Annotated in this window: 17 protein-coding genes; all 17 read right to left on the bottom strand. The window is 44.2% G+C overall.

What is annotated here, in order from left to right; all coding sequences use genetic code 11:
* Nucleotides 1–116 precede the first annotated feature (116 nt).
* Nucleotides 117–908 (bottom strand): glycosyltransferase family 2 protein, encoded by a 792-nt coding sequence (locus F597_RS0101765; RefSeq protein ID WP_019537991.1) that lies wholly within the window; start codon nt 906–908, stop codon nt 117–119.
* Between the two features lie 20 nt (nt 909–928).
* On the bottom strand, nt 929–1,921 hold the full coding sequence (locus F597_RS0101760; protein ID WP_019537990.1) for a Stealth CR1 domain-containing protein: 993 nt from the start codon (nt 1,919–1,921) through the stop codon (nt 929–931).
* Between the two features lie 27 nt (nt 1,922–1,948).
* On the bottom strand, nt 1,949–3,466 hold the full coding sequence (gene gltX / locus F597_RS0101755) for a glutamate--tRNA ligase (protein ID WP_019537989.1): 1,518 nt from the start codon (nt 3,464–3,466) through the stop codon (nt 1,949–1,951).
* Nucleotides 3,467–3,697: 231 nt separating this feature from the next.
* Complete coding sequence (locus F597_RS0101745; protein WP_019537987.1) at nt 3,698–4,852, bottom strand: DUF4998 domain-containing protein; 1,155 nt, start codon at nt 4,850–4,852, stop codon at nt 3,698–3,700.
* A 36-nt stretch (nt 4,853–4,888) separates the two neighbouring features.
* Nucleotides 4,889–6,226, bottom strand: coding sequence for a DUF4959 domain-containing protein (locus F597_RS0101740; RefSeq protein WP_019537986.1), 1,338 nt, complete (start codon nt 6,224–6,226; stop codon nt 4,889–4,891).
* 21 nt (nt 6,227–6,247) lie between these two features.
* On the bottom strand, nt 6,248–8,209 hold the full coding sequence (locus F597_RS0101735) for a RagB/SusD family nutrient uptake outer membrane protein (RefSeq protein ID WP_019537985.1): 1,962 nt from the start codon (nt 8,207–8,209) through the stop codon (nt 6,248–6,250).
* A gap of 19 nt (nt 8,210–8,228) precedes the next feature.
* Nucleotides 8,229–11,459: a SusC/RagA family TonB-linked outer membrane protein gene (locus F597_RS0101730; RefSeq protein WP_019537984.1), complete on the bottom strand. Its 3,231-nt coding sequence runs from the start codon at nt 11,457–11,459 to the stop codon at nt 8,229–8,231.
* Between the two features lie 31 nt (nt 11,460–11,490).
* A complete protein-coding gene (locus F597_RS0101725) occupies nt 11,491–11,913 on the bottom strand; it encodes a hypothetical protein (protein WP_019537983.1) in 423 nt (140 codons plus the stop codon).
* A 670-nt stretch (nt 11,914–12,583) separates the two neighbouring features.
* Nucleotides 12,584–13,207 carry a WbqC family protein gene (locus F597_RS0101715; protein WP_019537981.1) on the bottom strand — a complete coding sequence of 208 codons (624 nt, stop codon included), beginning with the start codon at nt 13,205–13,207 and terminating at the stop codon, nt 12,584–12,586.
* A gap of 48 nt (nt 13,208–13,255) precedes the next feature.
* Nucleotides 13,256–14,713 (bottom strand): signal peptidase I, encoded by a 1,458-nt coding sequence (gene lepB, locus F597_RS0101710; protein ID WP_019537980.1) that lies wholly within the window; start codon nt 14,711–14,713, stop codon nt 13,256–13,258.
* Between the two features lie 122 nt (nt 14,714–14,835).
* The gene (dapB, locus tag F597_RS0101705; RefSeq protein WP_019537979.1) at nt 14,836–15,561 is read right to left on the bottom strand and encodes a 4-hydroxy-tetrahydrodipicolinate reductase; all 726 of its coding nucleotides are present in this window, start codon (nt 15,559–15,561) and stop codon (nt 14,836–14,838) included.
* Nucleotides 15,562–15,597: 36 nt separating this feature from the next.
* Nucleotides 15,598–16,695: an AMP-binding protein gene (locus F597_RS0101700; protein ID WP_019537978.1), complete on the bottom strand. Its 1,098-nt coding sequence runs from the start codon at nt 16,693–16,695 to the stop codon at nt 15,598–15,600.
* Between the two features lie 58 nt (nt 16,696–16,753).
* On the bottom strand, nt 16,754–17,824 hold the full coding sequence (locus tag F597_RS19925) for an o-succinylbenzoate synthase (protein ID WP_044059965.1): 1,071 nt from the start codon (nt 17,822–17,824) through the stop codon (nt 16,754–16,756).
* A gap of 260 nt (nt 17,825–18,084) precedes the next feature.
* Nucleotides 18,085–18,906: a 1,4-dihydroxy-2-naphthoyl-CoA synthase gene (menB, locus tag F597_RS0101690; protein WP_019537976.1), complete on the bottom strand. Its 822-nt coding sequence runs from the start codon at nt 18,904–18,906 to the stop codon at nt 18,085–18,087.
* A 57-nt stretch (nt 18,907–18,963) separates the two neighbouring features.
* Nucleotides 18,964–20,712 (bottom strand): 2-succinyl-5-enolpyruvyl-6-hydroxy-3-cyclohexene-1-carboxylic-acid synthase, encoded by a 1,749-nt coding sequence (gene menD / locus F597_RS0101685; protein ID WP_019537975.1) that lies wholly within the window; start codon nt 20,710–20,712, stop codon nt 18,964–18,966.
* A gap of 4 nt (nt 20,713–20,716) precedes the next feature.
* Nucleotides 20,717–21,790 carry an isochorismate synthase gene (locus F597_RS0101680; RefSeq protein ID WP_019537974.1) on the bottom strand — a complete coding sequence of 358 codons (1,074 nt, stop codon included), beginning with the start codon at nt 21,788–21,790 and terminating at the stop codon, nt 20,717–20,719.
* Entirely contained in the window at nt 21,787–23,019 is a 1,233-nt protein-coding gene (locus tag F597_RS0101675) for a Cof-type HAD-IIB family hydrolase (RefSeq protein ID WP_019537973.1), read from the bottom strand. Before F597_RS0101675 ends, F597_RS0101680 begins: the two co-directional genes overlap by 4 nt.
* Nucleotides 23,020–23,029 lie beyond the last annotated feature (10 nt).

The raw sequence follows: 23,029 nt of genomic DNA, 5'->3' as shown, positions 1-23,029 counted from the left end.
CGATATGTATGCAACTAAAGCGGAGATATTTTAGATGACTTATGGAAACCCATTGCCCGTGATGAGCGTAAAAAGAGTAAGGGTGGTGAGGTGAATCTTTTTCAGGAAGGGGCCTGTCAAAAATGCCGTGATATATATTTTCTCCAGATATAAGAGATCTTGTCCGAGTTAATTCCGGGTATTTTAAAATTGTGTTCATCAGCAAAATTGAGAATATAGGATCTTGCATGAAGCCAATCCCGACGATATTTTTCACGATGTGCTTTCTCCCGGATTGTTGATATGGAATTTTCCCAATTATAATAGAAATAGATAGTATTGGGCACGACTACTAATTTATCGGCATAGTATACTGCATGAAAAGAGAATATAAGGTCCTCCACAAGACGTCCTTCCTCAAATCTCAAATTCTGCTTTTTTAGAAAATCAACTTTGAAAAGGTATCGCCATACATATCCCCATTTTCCGACATAAGTAGCTTTGAGTTTATCGTGTGTCGAAGTATATACTTTGGTTTTTCTGAAGCGTTGCGATTTATAACTGAATCTTTCATTCCACATGCCACCGCAGGCTATATCGGCATCGGTTTTCTTAACAGCTTTCGCCATTTCCCTGTAATAATCGGGATTAATAGAGTCATCCACATCCATGAAATGAATATATAGCCCTTTAGCTGTGTCTATACCGACATTTCTGGCTGTCGACAAGCCCCGATTCTGCCCAAGATGGATTACTTGTATCGGATACTCTTGTGCGATAATTCCGGACTGATCGGAGGAACCGTCGTTTACGACAATAATCTCCAGATTCTTATACGATTGGTTAAGTATGTTTTCTATACATGGCCTTATATACTTCTCCCCGTTATAGACAGGGATAATAACAGAAATTAATGGTTCTTTCTCCATAGCACAGAGTGTGGATATGACTATAACTCAAACCGGGATTTTTCCGGCAGGATAAATTCAAAAGCTTTTTCTATCTCCTGCATAACCTGTGTATAGTTCCTTATATGGGCATTGTCATTGAGGCAGATCAACTTGTAACTCTGATCGTAGATGGCTTTTATAGCCTTCTTCGACCGAAGTACGAGCGGGAACATCTTTGTATTCTTGTAGGTGTTGTAAGGTTCAAAGTTTGAACGGCAGATCTGCCAGGTACGGAATAACTCCTGGGTGTAATCCTCGGGACTGCGAAAGCGGTTAGTCGATACCGCGGTCAATTTGTCTCCGGCGTATTCCCAGACCTCTTCAAAAGTCGATTTGAGGTAGGGCTGGGCATTATGTGGAGTAATAAGCGTCACAAACTTTCCGTAAGGTTTCAGTAATCGCGTCAGATTGGCTTTCTTTCCGTAAGAAGGATGGAACCATTTATCATGATCGCGTTGCAGCACTTCATGTTTATCAAACCTTTCGTTGATAATCCTGATATTGTTCTTCAGGCATTTCGACCATAGTCCCATTCCTGAATTGTAGCGGAATGCGGCAATATCATTGGGTAACCCATTGGTATAAAAACGGCCCTCTCCGATATGGTCGATGATGAAAAAATCGTCATTGAAGTAAACAAAACGATCTGCCAGATCCGGGATTTTATGAAGATATATTTCTATGAGCGAGGAGTTGAATACGGGTAAGTATTTTGCGGGGATGTAATCATTGTGATTTACCAGTGCCAATTTGGGATGATCGGCATTGAGCCATTCCGGTTTCTGACCACAGGTGACGAAATGTATTTTCCTCACCCATGGCGCAAATTTCTCTATCCCTCTGAACCAATATTTCAGAAAGCCATAGTCACGGAAACGGGCTTCCGAAACCTCATTCTTCGAGTTGTCGATTTTACCCGAATATTTGGTGAAATCGGCTTTCCATTTTGGATCGTCCATATCAACCCAGGTAATCACAAAATCGATATCCATTGCTGTTATACAGAATTAAATTTATCTCTACGGCAGAGTAGATATTGCCTGTTCCAAACGGTGGAGTGTTTCCTCTTTACCGATCACTTCGGTAATGTCGAACATATGCGGTCCCTTTCCGGCACCTACGATGGCCAACCGGAATGCATTCATAACGTTTCCGGTATGTAATTGGTTCTGTTGGATCCAATCCATTACAGTTTTCTCCTGGTTTTTTGCAGAGAAGTCGTCTGTTCCTTCAAGCAATGCTGCTAATTGTTTCATCTGCGCAGGAGTCTCTTCTTTCCAGCGTTTATTTACCGTTTTTTCATCGTAGGCCGTGGGGGCGACAAAGAAAAAGGATGATTGATCCCACAGCTCACTGATAAAATGTACACGCTCTTTTACCAATCCGACTGCTTTTTCCACTTTTTCTGCGGGTGTGGAGATCCCTTTTTCATATAGAACAGGTATAAACAGTTTTGCCAGATCAGGGTCGGACATTTTGAGGATATATTGGTGGTTATACCATTTGGCTTTTTCCACGTCGAATTTGGCTCCGCTCTTACTGCATCTGTCGAAAGAAAATGCCTGTACCAGTTCATCGAGGGAGAATATCTCCTGTTCCGTACCCGGGTTCCATCCTAAAAAAGCGAGAAAATTAATGACTGCTTCCGGTAGATAGCCGCTTTCGCGATATCCCGACGATACTTCACCTGTCTTCGGGTCTGTCCATTGCAATGGAAAAACGGGGAAACCAAGGCGGTCTCCATCACGTTTGCTCAGTTTGCCGTTTCCTTCCGGTTTGAGCAGGAGCGGGAGGTGGGCGAATTGCGGCATACCTTCTTCCCAGCCCAGGCTTCGGTACAACCATACATGCAAAGGAGCCGAGGGAAGCCACTCCTCACCACGGATCACATGGGTTATTTCCATCAGATGGTCGTCCACCACATTGGCCAGGTGATAGGTGGGCAGTTCATCGGCCGATTTATAGATCACCTTGTCGTCAAGTACCGAGGAGTTGACAACTACCTTACCGCGGATCATATCATCGACGATAATCTCCTGATCAGGGTCTATTTTGATGCGGACAACATATTGTGTGCCTGATTTTATCAAAGATTCTGTTTCTTCTTCCGGGAGGGTAAGCGAGTTACGCATCCTATCCCTGGTAGAAGCGTCATACTGAAAATTGGCAATCTCCGCCCTTTGGGTTTCCAGCTCTTCCGGTGTGTCGAACGCGATATAGGCTGCTCCTTTATCGAGCAGAGCATTGACATATTGTTTGTAGATATCTTTTCGTTGAGACTGTTTATAGGGTCCGTAGCTTCCTCCTTTCAGTGGGCTTTCGTCAAAGGGAAGACCCAACCAGTCGAATGTTTCCTGGATATACTCTTCCGCACCCGGCACAAACCGGGAGGAGTCAGTATCTTCAATTCGCAGGATAAAATCTCCGCCCTGTTGTTTGGCAAAGAGATAATTGTATAGTGCCGTACGTACCCCGCCGATATGCAGCGGTCCTGTGGGGCTGGGCGCAAAGCGTACCCTTGTCTTGTGATGCATCATAATTTTTTATTCAAGTTCCGAAGGTGTTCATTTCCTGATATATCCTACCGAAAGTAAAACCCTGTTTTTTCCGGCTACAAAAATAGAAAAAAATAGTGATGAATTGAAATAAAGCAGGAACGGATGAAGGAATTGATTTTCTAATACCGGTATCAAAAATGTACCCTGAAAAAAAAGTAGGAGAAAACTACTTTTTTTCTCCTACTCTTAGTCTGTTTTTACTCTACCCCTTCATTCATTGGTATCGTAGAACAGTGTCCATTCTGCTAATTGGAATATACTGGATCCGTTATTTGCGGTAACCCTTAACCTGTAATGAGAGTAGGGGGTCACATTGGATAACGGGAATGTCTTCTTCTGGAAACGTGTTGTAAACTTGATATCGGATTGTTGATCGAGTACAGTCCAGTTGCTTCCGTCATTTGAACCTTCCAGTACCCAGTCTTTCGGATCTCGGTTGTCGGCATCATTTGCCGATGTGAGTTCATACGTGTTGGCAATAAATTCACGGTCCATCTTCCACATCATCCATGTGAGCTGGGTTCCGCACAGGTATTTGGTGTTAGGATTGCCATCGACCAGCATCTGGATACCTTCGCCGCCTCCGGTGTTATGCTGGTCGGATACGGTTCCGGGAATTGTCATCAGATTGATTTTTACCGGTTCTACCGTAATTGTCTGAGTGTTGGAAAGCCATACTTCGTCAACAGAAACCAGATTGCCCTGAAGAGGCCATACAGAGACTTTAATATTAAATGTATAATCCCCTATAGGTAGAAACGGTAAAGATATAAGGTCGGCGACAGGAATATCAACTTGAGGCTTCCCTGCCAACTCAGGTAAGTAGATTTCGTCTGATAAAGAGAAATCATCCGGTCCGGTAACCGTATATTCAACATGACCCGAGAAATTCATCAACACGTTTGAGGTTCCCATGATCGACATGTATTGATCGGGACCGATTGTCTGGACAACCACCATTGGCGGTGTTAAACTTTCGACAAAGGCTTGTGAAATAGGGAAAGCAGTAATATAGGTCGGCACAGACAGGTTGTTATGAGCATCCATTGTGTAGACAATGAACTCGTAACCGGTCCCCGCAGTTAATCCTTCAATACTGATAGAATCTACCAACGTGTCAAACGATATAACAGTGCTGTCGCTACCATATACAACCCTGATCGATTTTGATTTTTGATCTTTTGGATTATCCCATGCCAATATTACTCTCTCATAACCGGGATAAACGCGCAAACTGTCGATCTTGCCGGAATAGTTATATTCTTCGAGATATTGCTTAAAATTATCCTCCATACTGTCGCATCCGTAGTTCCCCACGAAAGCAATGAGAATACTTAATGTTATTATTGATTTTATTTTTTTCATCTGTATTATTAATTTGAAAATTAATGTACCGTTGATTTATTCCCATCCTTCTAAAACACCTGTCAATGTTTCAGGATCTTCGATAATGGATCCGTCAGCTTCCGTACCGAAAATGGTGATTTCGGAAGTACATCCCGAATTTCCACCTCCAAAAGCCTTGATACCTTTATACCGCAGATAACGGAAAGATTTGGTAAAACGTGGATTATCAGGATAAAACATGTACTCATGTCCGTTACGGGCTTCGTTTCTTGCTTCAATTACATTCGAGGGCTGGGTAATCCGGTATCTTCCCACATATTCCCATCCGTCAAAGACACCGTCAGTCGGATCTTTATCGTCACTGATCCATATCTCCCATATCTCCACATTCTCTCCGCCGTATAACATACCCCACGCATCGCGTTGCCATATTTTAAAACGGCTTCCTTTTACTTCACGTCCCAAGTCTATGAAATAGGAAAACGGGTAGCTGACTTGCCCTGTATTGAAATAATTGAGGTTGAGTTTAGGCTCATAATCATACTCATTATCCCAGAATTTCTCAATACGGCCTTCTACATGAGACATGGGTGCATTCATCATGCTGTCTTTGCGATAGGTGCCTGCATATTCCTCAAACGGTTTCTGTTCAAAAGGATTAGGACTGCTGTTATAATCCCACCGGTTACCATACAATAACTGATCACGAAGGAAAGACCACTGTTTTTTCGAGATCGCTCCATCCATAAGAGGAGTGATTTCCCCAAAATTCCTCACTTCCGTCTGATTCTCATAAGTATCTCTGATATATACATTTACCGTATGTGGTTCTCCTTTCAGATTATCAATCATAAAACGATCTTTCTCAAGATTGGAAGCATAAATTTTGGTGGCTTCCGTTTCCCCGACTTTTACATTTACGTAAATGGTTATGTTCTTTTTCTGATCGTTTTCCCAGTCAACCACCAATGAGGAAAATCCGGGCTGTACCTGAACGGTTTCCAATACTGCCAGTGTGGTAGGTTCTAACGGTACCACTTTCATAGTGACGGGTGAGGATTGGTTATTATTTCTGTCAATCGAAAAAATTTGTACATCGTACTCCTTTTCTTGTCCGAACCCGTCGATAAATAGTGTATCGGAATAGACGCTGCTGGTTTTGGATATTTTCGCCCCGGTGTCAATGATGTATTCTGCCCGGGTATAGAGAAAATCTGCATCGGATGGAATGGTGTAAGTGAAGTAACCTCCACCGTATTGCGGCGTGAAAATCACGTTTGTAACCTGCCCCGGGGGAGTAGTGTCTCCCACCGCAGTGTCCTGGCAGCTGTTCATGATAAAAACCGCTGCAAATAATAAGATAGAAGTGTAAAAATAATATATTCGTCTCATAATTGTTTATATTTTAATAGATTACCATCCCGGATTTTGCACTAAATTCGGATTTCTATTTAAGTCTGAAATGGGTATGGGCATCAGGTAGTCGCGGGGTGTCTGCCATCTGCGTGGTTGTAATGTTGTTAGCACGTAGAATTGTTCCGGATCCACACCTGTAGTGTTCCATCCTCTGACAGGCGATAAAAAGTACCTGTCTGCCTGTTTCCAGCGCAAAATATCAAAATAACGATGCCCTTCGAAGGATAGCTCGATCAGGCGTTCCCGTTGAATGATATCGCGCAGCCCTTCTTTCGTGAGGTGTTTGTCTGGCGTCCTTACTATATTGGCATCACTCCATACTTGTTCTATCGGTTTCAGTCCGCTTGTGGCCCGCACTTTGTTTAGGTAATCGTATGCAGGTGCTCCCGGTCCGTGATACTCGTTATATGCTTCGGCATACATTAAATACAGATCCGATAATCGGATAATGGGATAGGGGTATTTTACCACACGTGCCCAGTGACCGGTGCCCGACTCGGGATGCACCAGTTTCTTTACCCCGATACCTGTCCAGTAAAAGTCGGTTGTGTGTTGAGAACCTCTACCTCCCGGGAATTCGTTGTATCTCATTTTTACATCGTTGGCAAGGTCATGTGTACGCCAAATACTTCTGTCTACGACCATCCATGCATAAAATCTCGGTTCCCGGTTCAAATGTAATTTAATGGTTCGCTGACCGGCCTGCATGTATCCCTTATGATAATTGTCATCAGGAATTTCAGTGATCTGGAGTCTGTTGTCGTATTCGTAAGTTTTATCCTCTTCAATGGGTACTCCATTTTTTGAATAGAAAAGTTCAGCCATTCTGTAGTCGGCACCCAACCATTGCCATGCGTATCCGGCCTGCGTGGGGTCGGCTACAGAGCGCATATTGGTAGCGTGGGCAAACCCTCCCTGTCCTTCATAATCCAATCCGGAATATCCCCAGATCAATTCGTCGTTCCAAGAATCGACAATGGCGAAACGCTTATTATAAGCATATTGTATGATTTCTGAAGTTTCAAAGTTGTCCACATCCCAAAATTTAGGTTGCCCGTTGAATGTATATAACTTCTTGCCACGGGTTTCGGCGAAATCAATGGCTTCTTTGATGCCATCCAATGCTTGTTTCCATTTCTCAGGATCGTATTGCATAGGGAAATAGGTTTCTCCCGCTTTATTCCTGAAGTTACTGAAATATTCGGAGTTGCCGTTAAACAGTGGGCTTGCCCTGGTGAGGAGCACCTGGGCCTTAATGGCGCGGGCATTGATCTGGTCTATCTGTCCGTAATAGGCACTCTCTCTCTCAACGGCGAGTTCAGATCTCGGGCTTCCACTCTCGTCATACAATACTTCATCGATCAGATTCAACACGTAATTGAAGCAGGAGTCTATCGTTTGCCTTTCCTGCCTTACCTCTTCTACAGAAGAGAACGGTTCCAGATTTTTATCGGCAATAACAATCGGGCCGTATAGCCTGAGCAGGTAATAATGGTAATAGGCTTTCAGTATCTTCACCTGTGCTACCCAGTCGTTACGCTCAGCAGGTGTCAGGTCCGGAACATTGTCTATATTTTCGAAGAAGATATTACATACACGAATGCCTCGATATAGACCGGTAGCTCCTCCACCCTCTGCCCAGTAATTTAAAATGGGATCGTTAGAGTTGTTCCATCCACGCATCAGTTGCATCCCTCTCAGCAATCCCCTGTTTTCACCATGGTCGGCATCCAGACGTCCCACCCATTCATCGCCGGCAAGGGACATGGAGTAGTGAAGTTTTTCATGATTCGGCATATATCTGTAGCAGGTGGATAGTGCATTGAGCGCCTTATCCCGGTTTTCGAACAAGCTGCCCACCTGTACCGTGTTATCCGGGATAATGTCCAGATAATTACAATTCGTCAGAATGACGGATAAGCTTAAAATAAAGCTTATGGCAATTATTTTTGATTTCATATGATTACTCTTTTAATAATTAAAATGTTATGTTTAACCCGACGTTGTACACGCGCTGCAATGGATAAGCCAGCCCGTTTCCTGCCATTTCCGGATCCCAGAGTTTGAAATCGGAAATGGAGAGCAGGTTCTGTCCGGTGAAATAGAGGCGAACCATGCTGAAAGGTACTGATCCGATCCACTTATTCGGTAGTGTGTATCCCACTTCTACTGTTTTTAACCGTAAAAAACGTCCGTTGCGGAGCCACCAGGTTGAATTCTGCACGCTATTGTTCTGGTTGATGGTGGCGGACAATCTCGGCCAGAAAGCATGCGATACCGGGTTATTCGGATTCCAGTGATCCTCGGCGATAATTTTAAGAGCCCCTCTATGTCCGGCGAAAGGTGCTATACCGAATCGGTCGGGATCGTATCTTCTTGCATTCGGGTCGATAAAGAAGGAGACCCTGTCTTGTCCCTGGAAGAAGCAGGAGATATCGAAATTCTTATAACCTCCGGACAATCCGAATCCGTAGGTGATCTCAGGTACGGTCGGATAACCAATATGCACCTGGTCGTCGGAATTTACCCTTCCGTCGCCATTGATGTCTTTGTATTTGATGTCTCCCGGTTGAGGAACACTTCCCAACTCCTGTACAGGCGAATTATTCACATCGGCCTGATCGATAAACAACCTTTCGGCGATGTATCCCTTCCATGTATTGATGGGCCACCCGATGTCACTCAAATAGGGCCAGCGATATTCAGGTTCTTCGTTTTGGACATATTCATTCTGTGCGAAGGTGAAATTGAAACGTCCTTGAATCCAGAGATCCTTGTTAAACGAATGATTTACGTCGATAGATCCGTCCCATCCGCCGCTCTTCACCTCTCCCACGTTACCATGTACGGCACTGGTCAACCCCATGGTTGCAGGCAAATTAGCACGTGCCTGATAGATCTGTTTCCGGTTTTCTGTAAAATATTCCAGGATCAATTTCACTGCGTGGTTCTTGAACAGGTCTACCTCGATACCTATATTCTGTTTTTGTGCAATTTCCCATGTGATCATGGGATTGGCATAACGGTTGATGTTAAATCCTCCATAATTGGTGTTGAAATCCCTTCCCCAACGGTATCCGCCTGCTCCGGTAGAAATGTCGGAGAGGAAAAAGAATCGATCTGCAGCTCCGGCAATCTGGTCATTACCTACTTTTCCCCAGGAATATTTCAATTTAAAATTGGAGATAGTATTCTCAAGTGGAGACCAAAACGGTTCGTTCGACACGATATATCCTAACCCAAAAGCCGGGAATATCCCCCAGCGGTGTGATTTGTCGAATTTCTCCGAACCGGTGTAGGTTAAGCTTAGTTCAGCAAGATATTTTGAGTTGAATCCATAATTAACACGTGCCCGTAATCCTTGGTTCCGTTGAGGTAACGTCCTTTGGATGGTCATATCCTGCGGTAGATAGATTCCGGTGTTTTTTGCTTCCTCCTGCGTATAGATCAACAATCCGCTTACGTCATGTAAATCGTTTAACGTATTGGCGTAAGTGAGTCCGCCTTCCATATATACTTTGAATTCACCATCACGGGTGATAGTGGGATCACTTAAGGCATCAGTCCCTCTGCGTACCTCTTGTAGTACGTAAGTGTCGCTAAACTCATCATAGCTTTTTATATTATACAGATACGGAACGTAACTCCTGTAATTCTCATACCGGTTGTCGTTCTTAATGGATATTTTGGCTCTTGCCATCAATCCTTCCAAAACGGCATCCATATTCTGATCCAATGAAAATTGTGAGGTAATCCGCCCGAGAGAACCGTCTTTATAACCACGCACCATTTGTGCATATGGGTTGATCATCGTACCGGTGGCATCTGAACCGAACAGCGTATGTTTCACGTAGGCAGTTTTTTCGTCGGGCAGGTAATATTTAGGAAACTCCACCGGATTCGAGGCTACCACACTGGCGAAGATATCATTCGTGTTATCGAGCGGGCCTGTGAAGTTCTCGAAAATGGAATTCATATTGATGTCCATCTTAGTGGTGGACGTAAGGTCCATAGTTATATTAGCAAGAATATTGAATCGGTCGATGTCGATATTGTTCTTGAAATTATTCAACTTATTATCCCGCAGAATACCGGTATCCTTATCGTAAGATACGGATAAGTAGTATTTTACGACAGAGCCCCCTCCACTCACATTCATGTTATAGTGCTGGTTGAATGTATGGGGTTTGAACATGATATCATACCAGTCGAGATTCGGATAGGCGTATTCATTCAGATTATCAATGGTATTCTGTATTTTTTGCGCGCTGTAATAGGGTTCGAGCAACGGGTTGTCGTTGAACTGTGCTTCGTTGTATAGTCTCATGTAAGTAGGACCATCCACGGTTTCCAGCACTTGGGTGGGTGCGGACAAACGGCCGTCGGCACGAATCGATATCTTGGGTTTTCCGGCTACCCCTCTTTTAGTAGTAACCATAATTACACCGTTCGCACCTTTCGATCCGTATAAAGCGGCTGCGGTAGCATCTTTTAATACAGCAAATTGTTCGATATTATCGGGGTCTACTCGTGCCAGATCAGAAGAACTTACTTCAAAACCATCCAAAAGGATGAGCGGGCTGCTGGCGTAACCGAATGTGGTAACCCCTCGTACGAAGAATTGTGCGTTGTCATTGCCCGGTTCCCCACTTCGCTGGTAGGAAATCACTCCTGCCAATCGTCCCGCCAGAGCAGTTGTAAGGTTACTCGAAGGAATCCTGAGTTCTCTGGGATTAATGGTCTCTATGGAAGAAACTACGCTCTCTCTTTTTTGTGTAGCAAAAGCGGTAATGGTAACCTCGTCCAATAACTCGGCATCTTCCTGCATAGTGATGTTAAGGGTGGTAAGGTTACCCGCTACTGTTGTAACCTGTCTCATCCCAACATAACTGAACCTCAATGATTCTTCAGGGGCTGCATTGATAGTGTATCGTCCGTCAATATCGGTTATTACACCACCTTCCCGACCTACCACTTGCACAGTTACACCCGGTAAGGGTTCTCCATTCGAGTCCGAAACGATACCGGTAATTGCCCTCCTCTGCTGTTGTACTTCGAGATTATTTGCTGAAATCCCTGAAGAATTTGCTACAGCATTCTGAGCAGAAAGTGAAAGAGTTATCACAAGCAATGAAAGCCATAGCTCTCGTTTTCGGCTTGATACGTAAATCTTTTTCAGATTTTGTTTAAGATTGATTTTTCTGTTCATGCAATAATGTTTTTAAAATGGAATGATATTATTATGGATAAACGACTGTCCACTTCATTTGAGAGAGATTTTTAGCCGTTAAATTGTATTTTTTTAATGGTTTATTTTTTGTGTTATCCCATCCTTCAGATTCCAGTGTCTCAGCGTCGTAAATATATATATACAAGTACCCGTCAGCACTTTCTATTACTTGTTCCCAGCATGAAAGGGTGATGCCTATTCGGACTTTCTGGGTTTGGCCGACGCCTATTTTATAATCTGATGCATACGTCGGATTCGACGGGTCATAGTTGAGAAAACCGTCTTTTAGTGTAGTAGCATAATAAATTGAAGATTGTGAATTATTTTTCAAATACAAAGACTCATTGCAGTCTTCAAACTTTTTACTGCATGATATCGTATTTAATAATAAAGCAATTATTATACTTAAATAGGCTGAATGAATTCTTTTCATATCTCGTATTTTTAGTTAAGAAATAAATAATTCAGAGTATGCGAAACGTTATCGTTTCCTCTCCATAATATTGAATATCCTTTTCGATAAATAGTGAGGTCGTCTTGTAATGTTGGAATCAGCCACCACTTTAACAATCCTGAAGAACGTTGGACGTTGTACAGGACCTCATTTGAATGAGTATTTAGTAGGATTGAAAATATCTTTTTGGAAAAAAGAGTAAAAAGTTGATTAAATAAAAGAGGCAGATGAATGAACGAAAAGGTATATTTAGAGAAATAAGGTATAGTATTCCGCAAGTATCGGAACACAACCAGTATTGGAGTAGATGCAATATACTCCAATATTAATCTTATTGTATTAATTAATGTTAATGGGGGGGGGGGGGGGGGGTAAATATGTATACACTTTAGCATACAACAAATGTGTTGCTAAATGTAAATTTAATTTAGATTTATTTTTAATGTATGCGCACATTAAATTGAGTCTTTTTAGATATTCTCTTATTGATATTAAATAATGTTGATTTATAATTGATATTTCTCACTATATTTAACGCTGCAAAGATAGTAAAAAAGTATTATGTACAAATTATTAATGTTAAATTTTTTAATGTTACAGTTATTGATTTTCTTTTTCAATTGAGGAGGGTGGTGTTAAATATTGTGTTTTAAGGCTTTGTGGTATGAATATTTATCAGGTAAAGTCTTGCTTCGTTGCCCAGGTTGAAAAGCAGATCGATAATACTCAAATTTGGAGTAAATCCCAGTTTTTCGGCAAAAACCTGGTAATATTGAGGTATTTCGCAAGAGGAGGTCTTTTTTGGATCTATGGTTTCGCGCAGATCTATTATATTTGGAGGAGGTTCTTTCACATATTCCAAAGTATAGCTATACGGTGTTTCAATGCCGATAAAACTACAGATAAGCTGACGTAGTTCCTCGTTGAAATCGTGCAGGAATCGGAATTTGTTTTCATAGAAAGGCCGGAAATCCTCTTCAAAATATTGAAAAAAAGGGGTGGAATTATATGCCGAAATAATGGCGTTCCAATGCAGATGTCGCCAGTCGCCGTGTTCCGCGATACGTATATCCTTCATCCGGCTTTTTCCTTTTTCCGGCTTCTCCACCGGGATACTCAGGGAGAGGGGGCCGTTTGCTCCGCCAATGATGCAACGGTTACGATACGACTGCTTCCGGTAATTGTCCTGAATCTCAATAATCACATTTTCGGCATGAAAAAGTGCTGCATAATACTCGACCGGCGCCAGGTAAAAAGATGACAGCAGTATCATCACAAATAAATCAATAAATCATCAAATCTCCACATCAACACATTATTTTCATGCCGGTATCTTGGCGCTACGGAACAATCTTTTCCATCTTATCTTACCGTTGAACCAGTTGTTGTCTTTTTCCAGTGATAGCCAGATAAGAATAGGTTGCCCTACGATATGGTCTTCAGGGACAAATCCCCATACGCGGGAATCGGCGGAGTTATGGCGGTTGTCTCCCATCATAAAATAATAATCGAACTTGAAAGTATAAGAGTCGACTGCCTGCCCGTTGATATATACTTTACCGTCGCGATAGGCAAAGTCATTGCCCTCATAATTCTTGATGCACCGCTCGTATGCGGCTACCTTGAAATCAGTGTCAGTATCGAAATTGATGGTCGCACCTTTCTTGGGAATCCACAACGGGCCGAAAGTGTCACGTGTCCATCCTGTCTCATAGTTGAGTGGATAATAGTAAGCCTGTCCCGGTCGTTCCTTCTCTTTGATTATATCCCAGACAAAAGGTTTGGCTTTCAACTGCTCTATCATCCCGGAGGTGAGAGGAATGCTGGAATAGACTCTTCCGTTATTGCCATTGCGTGGATGCAGGCCAAATAGAGATAGGCTAAGACTATCGACGCCGGCGAGATCTTCCGAGCGGGGGCCCATCTGTCCATAGTTGTTCAGTCCGAGATAATCTGCTTTGTTAATGCCTAAATCCTTGAATACATCGGTTGCAATGATGGTTCCGTCAGTATGTATCATATAGTTGTGTTGTGCCAGGCGAGGGTTAGGCAAAAGAGTACCGTCGATGAAAACAGAATCGTTTTTCATCTCGATGGTTTCCCCGGGAAGTCCTATACACCGTTTTACATAGTTTTCGCGCCGGTCGACCGGTCGATAGACAATCTCTCCGTAGGTACGCTTGTCCGACCGTATGCCGGCACTACCGTTTGGATTGTATCTTGAAAGTAGGTAAAAATCCGTAGCCTGCTGATTAAGGGCGACAGTATCGCCGGTAGGGAAGTTAAATACAACGATATCGTTTCTTTTCACTTCACCAAACCCTTTTAAACGCCTGTATTTCCACTGCGGTTTTTCAATATATGATTTTCCACCGACTACCGGCATGGTGTGCTGGGCCAGTGGGAACGACAATGGTGTGATCGGGGCGCGGGGGCCATAGCTCAGTTTGCTTACGGCCAGAAAATCACCTACCAGCAATGATTTCTCAAGTGATGATGTGGGTATCTGGTAATTCTGAAAGAAGAAGGTATTGATGAAATAGACGGCTATCAACGCAAACAGAATGGCATCCACCCATTCCATGGTTTTTCTGAAGGTGCTGTTCTTTGACTGTTTCCAGAAAGACCATGGTACGAATTTAGTGACATAAATATCAAAGAATAGCAGGATAAAAAGCAATATCCATAGGGAACCGGCCCATACAGAGAACAGTATTGTAGCCACTAGCCATACGGCAAACCACACCCATTGCCGGCGTGAGGCATTTGAAAGTCTCATGCCCAAACTGGAATGAGACGTTGCGGCATTTTTAGCCTGTTGATTTTGAGATGGTTTATTGCTCATTTTATTTCTTTTAATTATCTTTCGAATACATTCGCACTTACGTTACGCCTGATGTTTCAACGGGTGAAATCCAACAGGTCTTCCATTGTAAGGAACCCTTTCTTCCCTTTGGTGAATTCCGCTGCGAGTACGGCGCCGAGGGCGAACCCTTTCCGGTTTTTCGCATCGTGTGTGATACGAATGGAGTCGGCATCTGATTCATAAATCACCGAATGGATGCCAGGCACTTCTCCTTCCCTAAAAGCATCGATACGCAGTGTATCTTCATCTGTCGCATCGTTACCCAAAGCCCATCCCTCTTTTCTGTCGATATTCGTAAGGATACCTTCTGCCAGGGTTATAGCTGTGCCGCTTGGTGCGTCCAGTTTATGGATATGATGAGTTTCCTCCATACGTACGTCGTAACCGGGGTAGTTGTTCATCAGTCCCGCCAGATAATTGTTCAACGCGAAGAAGATATTGACTCCCAGACTGAAGTTGGAGGCATAGAAAAATGTTTTTCCGTTTTTCTCACATGCCTCCTTAATTTCATCGAGGTGAGCAAGCCATCCGGTTGTTCCCGATACCACCGGCACTCCGGCGGTAAATGCCTGTCTATAGTTTTGTAAGGCGCTTTCGGGAGAAGTAAATTCAATCGCTACATCTGCACTTTTGAATTCGGGAGAACCGAACTTTTCCTCCTGGTTCATATCAATAATGCATACTATCTCGTGACCTCTTTCGCGGGCAATTTTTTCAATCTCATGCCCCATTTTTCCGTAACCGATAAGCGCTATCTTCATTTTGACCTTTTATTTATGATAGGCAAAAATACAAAATTAATGGATATATCTTGTTGTCGGTGATGATAGATTAATCTTTTTTGCAAGTTGCTTCATAGCCAAACGGTCGATTTTGCCGTTCCCTGTTTGTGGAATGGCCTCGGCAATATGGATAAGCATTGGTTGCTGATGACGGGGAAGGAGTTGTCTGATGGTTTTTTCTACGTAAACCGGATCATCCGATTGTTCTAGTATAAGAATAATTGCTTCGCCTAATTTAGGGTGGGGGATGGAAGTAATCGCGAAATTCCCGGTGATATGAGGCTGTAAAACCTGCTCGATCTCCTCTATCTGTATTTTTATACCACCGGAATTGATCACGTTATCGATTCTTCCTATAATGCGGAAACTGCTATCCGGGCGAAGTTCGGCAATGTCATTGGTTGTGAATGGTTCATCTGCCACCAAAGGAGCATCTACTATCAATCTGTTGTCTTCGGATAATGCCAGCCGGACGGATGGAAGAGGAGTATAATAGCTGCTGGCTTCGATCCCGCTGATCCTGCGCAGAGCGATATGTGAAAGGGTTTCGGTCATGCCGTAGGTAGAGTAGATCGCGTTCGGAAACATTTTTAGTTTTCTTTCGAGAATTTGATCTATTGCTCCTCCGCCGATGATAAGGTGTTTGATCCGGGATAAACGTTGTTTTTCTTCTTCGGTTTGAAGGGAATTGTACACCTGCAGCGGTACCATGGCTGCAAAATCAAACGGAATATCTGTATGGGCAAGAGGATACCCGTCAGGCACTACCGGATAGATATCCAAACCGGCATATAAGGCACGGACAACCATCATCTTGCCTGCAATATAATCCAATGGCAGGCAGAGTAATGCCTTGTCCTCTTCTTTCAGAGTGAAGAAATCGCATGTGCTCTTTGCACTTTGCAACATCTGTGCTTTACGTACAATAATTTCCTTTGGTATTCCGGTAGACCCTGAAGTGTGCAGACGGAGCGTGGGAGAATCGGAGAACCACTCTTTCAGGAACAGGTATAACTGGTGATGGAAAGAGGATATGCCTGCAAAATCACTTTCCCGATCTCCTGTAAAGTCGGCCGGAGTGTAAATGATACCTTCTATGCTTATTTGGGACATTTTTTTAGAAATAAGAAATAAGAACTTAGAAGAAGTTGAGAAGTCTGAAGTAAGAAGTTTAGAATTCATTGGTAATTAGTAATTCTCCAGGTACCTCAGTCTCCCCAGTCCCCTTCCCGAACCACAACTGATCTTGCCTGATCTCCAAAGGTATTGGGATATTATTCGTATAGAGAGTTCCGGTACCTAATCCCTGTGGTAACGGGTTATTGAATGTAGCACACCATTGAGCAATACTGTTGAGGCCTATATTCGATTCCAATGCCGAGGTGATCCACCATCCGATATTCATTTCTCCGGCTATTCCGATCCACTCGGTACATCCGGCTATCCCCCCGTGTAAAGAGGGTTTTAATATGATATATTGGGGACGGATAGTTTCCAGCAATTTTCTTTTTTGATCAGGATCGTTGACCCCGATCAACTCTTCATCGAGTGCGATGGGTAGGGGAGTGGAGGCACATAATCCTGCCATTTTCTGCCATTGTCCCGCCGGAATAGGCTGTTCGATGGAATGGATATCGAGTTCGGATAATTGATGGAGTTTGTCCAATACCCTGTTATATTCAAAGTTGCCATTGGCATCCACGCGCAAAGTCGTTTCCTTTGAGGTGTAATGACTTCGAATGAAACGCAGCAGATCGAGCTCCCGCTCGAAACCGATCGCCCCGATTTTGAGTTTGATACAACGGAACCCTCTTGACAATAAAGATTCTATCTGTGTCATCATGCAGGCATGATCTCCCATCCAGACAAGCCCGTTGATGGTGATACCATCTTCTCCGCGACTGAACGGTGCATCCCATAACTGCCATGTCCGCTGTTGATAGTGCCGCATAGCCGTCTCCAATCCGAAAAGAATTGATGGGTAATTACGCAATAATTCCGTGTCGACCTGCTGTTTTTCTTCCGTTATTTTACAGAGAGCGGCCAGCGTCTCAACGTAATCTGGAGTATAATCACAACTGAGGTCATGGAGCGGCGCACATTCACCTATCCCAAAATGAGATTCATCCTCTTCGTCCTGAAAAATGACATACCATACCTTGTGTTCGGTATAAACACCTCTCGATGTGCCTGCCGGTCGTTTGAACAGGAGATTGTATGGTATGATCTTTATACTGAACATAATCCTCTTCAATTTCATTGGTTGTTTTGAGTCGCCTTCGCTCCTCTCTTTGTTAATTGAGTCGCCTTCGCTCCCCTCTTTGTTAATTGAGTCGCCTTCGCTCCTCTCTTTGTTAATTGAGTCGCCTTCGCTCCTCGATTTTCAATTCTACGCTCGGCAGAACAAATAAATTTGACTTTGTCTTCTTCCTTCGAACCTCACCAAAATCCAAACAAGTTTGTTCTTTGGTTTCGGTTTGTCGTCAGGCTCTTGGGTCTTGTTCAGGGCAGTTTGGGGAATTGTTTGAAGTTCGGTTTCCGTTTTTCCAGGAACGCCTGTTTTCCTTCCTGTGCCTCGTCAGTCAGGTAGTAGAGCATGGTGGCGTCTCCGGCTAACTCCTGTATTCCTGCCTGTCCGTCGAGTTCAGCATTCAGCCCTGCTTTGATCATGCGGAGCGCTAACGGGCTATGCTGCATCATCGTTTCTGCCCATTCCACCACTTCGTCTTCTAATTGGTCGAACGGTACGACTTTGTTCACCAGCCCCATTTCGAGCGCTTCCTGTGCGTTGTACTGGCGGCAGAGAAACCATATCTCGCGGGCTTTCTTTTGTCCCACAATGCGGGCGAGGTAAGAGGATCCGAAGCCGGCATCAAAACTTCCCACACGGGGGCCGGTCTGTCCGAAGATGGCATTCTCCGATGCAATAGACAGATCGCAAACTACATGGAGTACATGTCCTCCGCCGATGGCATATCCGTTGACCATTGCGATTACCGGTTTGGGGATTGACCGGATCTGCTTTTGCACATCCAGCACGCTTAGGCGTGGTATACCGTCTTTGTCGATATACCCTCCTTTTCCCTTTACATTCTGATCGCCTCCCGAACAAAAGGCTTTGTCACCTGCCCCGGTGATTACCACCACACTGATATCCGATTCTTCACGGCAGATGCGCAGGGCATCGCTCATTTCACCGGTGGTAGTGGGTGTAAAAGCATTGCGGTAGCGCGGACGGTTGATCGTGATCCGCGCGATCCCATTATAAAAATCGAAAAGAATATCTTCGTATCCCTTGATGGTTGTCCATTCTCTGTTTGTCATAGTTCTATTAAAATTAGTCGTTTTGTCACTTTAGTATAAACTGCACAGGTTTGACTTCTAGTCATCTAACTTAAAACGTCTTTTTTGCTTATGATAATATAATCGTATTTGTTCTGCATTCTTTTCCATGGAAGTAAACACTTCCAATAGAACCGGTTTTTCGCTGTCAGTATCTGTAAAGAGTGGCAATTGCTGTTCCAATTCCCCGGCGTTGTGGGCAGAAAGATAGAGAAATCCCTGTTGTTCTGCCCAGGCCTTTGCTTCGGTTGTATGAGCGGCAGCAATATACTCATGCAATACTTCCGACTTGTTCAGTCCTGGAAGCATACCGAATATCTCTCCTCCGCCGTTATTATTCAGCAGGATGCGTAAATTGCGGGTGCTGTAATTATTCCAAAGTCCGTTCATATCGTAGAAGAAACTTAAATCGCCAATCAACAGAAAAGTGAGTTTACCCGACGACGAAGCATATCCGACCGCTGTGGAGAGTGAGCCTTCTATCCCGTTGGTTCCCCGATTACAAAACATTCTTACCGACGAGGGGATATCGAATAACTGTGCCAGACGCACACTATTGCTGTTTCCTAACTGTAAGGAAGAGTTTTTCGGCAACGCATGCATCAATGCACCGGCTGCATAAAGATCGGAGAAGGCCACGTCCGGTTCCGATACGGATGCACAGGCTCTTTCCCAAAGGTCCCGGAAACCTCTTGCCTCTTTGGAATTTTTTATTTCCCTAAAATCTTTTGTCTCATCGAACTCTCTTACCCTGCTAAATTCTTTTTCCTCCAAACAGGGCAGTCTCTCTGTCAGATAGAGCAGAAATGTTTCATTATCGCTCCTTACAATATCAGTAACCCGCTGAAATGTATCTATGACTTCGCCGGAGGGAGAAATATGCCAATGTTCGCGGATACGGGCTGAGCGGATGAACTGTTTCAGCCGCTTGGAAACGATATGTCCACCTAATGTGATGACCAGATCAGGTGTTAACTCTTCTAATTCTTTTTCCGATGCCGCATAAAGTACCGTGTCAAAAACTGAAGTCTCTTTTACGGGGATATTGGATAACTGCTCCGCCAGCACTACAACGTCCCATTCCTTACGGAGTTTTTCCAATATTTCGGTTAAGCCATTGCCCGGCAGCAATTGTCCGACAATGACCATCCGTTTGGAATAACTGCCGAATCGTTCTCTATATCTATCTTCCTTATGGATCATGTATCCGGGTGCAGATTGCCGGATCACACGGACAAGAGGGAGGGTTGGTGTATTGAAGCCAAACAGAGGTTCACCTAAAGGGATATTTATATGTGAGGGACCTTTTACCTCGTTATCCAGGCTGAGTATAGCCTCATTGATCAACCGGTTGCAATACCATTCTTCCTCCTCATCTGCTATTTGGGGGAGTTGAACCGACCGGCGGGTGAGATCTCTGAACAGGCCGCTCTGCGGAATGGTTTGCCCGTCCATCTGCCCGATCCATGCGGCAGGGCGATCCGCAGTGATCACTAACAGGGGTAACTGCTGATAAAAGGCTTCAGCCACAGCCGGGCCGAGGTTCAGTGTTGCCGTTCCCGATGTACAGCAGACAGCTGCCGGTTTCCCGATAGCCTGTATGATGCCCAAGGTAAAAAAACCGGCGCTCCTTTCGTCTACAACACTGTAACAGGTGAAATCCCTGTCTGTCGCAAAAGAATGGGTAAGCGGTGAATTCCGTGAGCCGGGAGACAGCACGATATGGGTAATATCATGCGCTTTGAGCAGCGCTACCAATTGTAAAACATTTCTTTTTTCGGAATACATGCCTTTATTGAAGTATATTCAACATCACCTCCAACTTATGTTCGGTTTCTTCCCATTCGTCATCCAAAGATGAAGATACGAGTAAACCACTGCCGGCAAACAAAGTAAGCAAATTTTTCTCAATATGCATGCATCTGAGGTTTACATATATGTCGGTTTCTCCTTCTGTGTCGAGCATGCCGAGGAATCCGGAATAATAAAGACGATCTTGCTCTTCGTTATGCTGAATAAACTGGTAGGCTTCATCTTTCGGAAGTCCCGATACTGCCGGCGTGGGGTGGAGCGCTTTTAGTAATGTACCAGGCTTTGGCGTTTCCGGCAAGTTGAAACTGAAGTCTGTCCGCAGATGCGCCAGATTTCCGGCTTTTATTGTGTAAGGCCCGTTTATTTCCGGTGTGATATGAAAGGAGGAAAGTTGTTTTAGAAGATAGGACGTGACCAGATGCTGTTCTCTTAGATTCTTGTCATCCCACGTTACAGTGCCCGAATTGGGATAGCGGGTTCCGGCAAGGGCGACTGTATGCCATTCATCTCTTACCCCTCTTAGCAGTATTTCGGGTGTGCTTCCCAGCCATGTGCCGCTTTGAGGTGTATGGAAAAGGTAAACATACGAATGGGGATATTTCTCCACGGCATTGAAAAAAGAACGTCCCGGAGAAAATGTGTCTTTTCTATCGATGATCTTGCTTCTCGACAGTACCAGTTTTTTCAATTCCCCGTTTGCCAATGGTTTGTGGAATCGGTCGAAGAGGTAGCTGTACTCAACTTTATTCTTGCTTATATGCTTTTGGAGATATGCTTTTTCCTGCCCATCTTTCCGGATAGAGATATTTACTTCCGGAAAAGTGGTACGATCCGGCCGTATCACTATGAGGGGAGATGTTGCGTTTGTCCGGAAAGGAGCGATCACAAATCCCTGTTGCTCGTTCAGTTCCTCGATATCCCTGAGGATAGAGGGGGTACCGGACGTTTGCATCACAAACCGGGGTGCTGTTTCGTGCGGCAGCCTGAAAATCGCGAAATAGGCGTCCTGTTCGATCAGTACATCTAAAATACGGTAACTATGTTGTTCTGTCATCTCTTTTTTAATACACTATTGACAACCCTGATGGAAGAGATTAGTTTGTTGGTCGAAGTAAAAACATCTACATTCCATACATGAGATGAACGTCCTTTGTGGATAATTGTTCCCACAGCCCGTACCGTATCGCCTTCGTGGGCCGAAGATATATGGTTACCGCTAACCTGCATCCCGGCAATAATCTCATCCGGTTCGCAAATTAGCATCGATCCCATTCCGGCCACTGTTTCGGCGAGCGCTAATGTGGCGCCGCCATGCAGTACTCCAAAGGGTTGCCGGGTACGTTCATCTACGGGCATTACCGCCTCAATCCGGCCTGACGAAGCATAGGTATATTGAATGCCCAGATTACCCATCAGTGTATTACGGTTGCCGGCATTCAATTTGTCCGGTGGAATATCTGCTGGACGGACTGCGGCAATGATAAATTTCTGGACTGCAATAGCGACTCCGTCATTATCATTACTTTCGGTGATATAATCGGCACATGCCTTGATCGAGTCCTGCGCATTTCCCATAGCAATACCTAAACCGGCGAGTTGGAGCATCGAGAAATCCCTCCGTCCATCACCGATTGCCATCACCTCTTCCGTACTGATCCCCAGCTTTTCAATCAGGACACCCAATGTATTTCCCTTATCGACAAACTCCGGTACCACTTCAAGGAAGAACGACTCCGACCGGTATACGTCCAGTACGCCGGCCAAACGTTTCCTCCACTGATCTTTTAAAGCTACCAGCGCCGTCTCGTTATCGCTGACCAGCACACACTTACAGGGAGAGAAGTCCACAGCTGCGGAAAGGTTTTCTACCGCCACAATTTCCATGCCGTTGAGGGTTGCTTCTTCCCGGATATGTTTGTTTTCCGGATGTGTGGTAATAAGTTGATTACTGTGATAGGTGAAAATGCCGAATCCGTTCTTCAGTGCTTTCCTTTCCAGATAGGGAAACATTACCGGATCTATCCTCTTTTCAAATAGCACCTTATCGTTTCCCGCATCAATAATCTGCGCACCATTATATGGAAGAATATAACCGCCCCATTTCTTCATTTCCAGTTTTTCAACCAGATGGCGGAGTCCATACGGTGATCGGCCCGAAGCCAATACAATGCGTATGCCTGCGTGCTGTATCTTCAACAGCGTAGTCAGTGTCTGTACGGATAATTCTTTTTTGCTGTTCACCAATGTGCCGTCCACATCGAGAACCAATAGTTTATATTCCATATTTATTTAA

The sequence above is a fragment of the Proteiniphilum acetatigenes DSM 18083 genome (genome assembly GCF_000380985.1).
Taxonomy (GTDB): Bacteria; Bacteroidota; Bacteroidia; order Bacteroidales; family Dysgonomonadaceae; genus Proteiniphilum; species Proteiniphilum acetatigenes.
The sequence above is the reverse complement of the archived record's forward strand: the minus strand, read 5'-3'. Positions and strand labels throughout refer to the sequence as shown.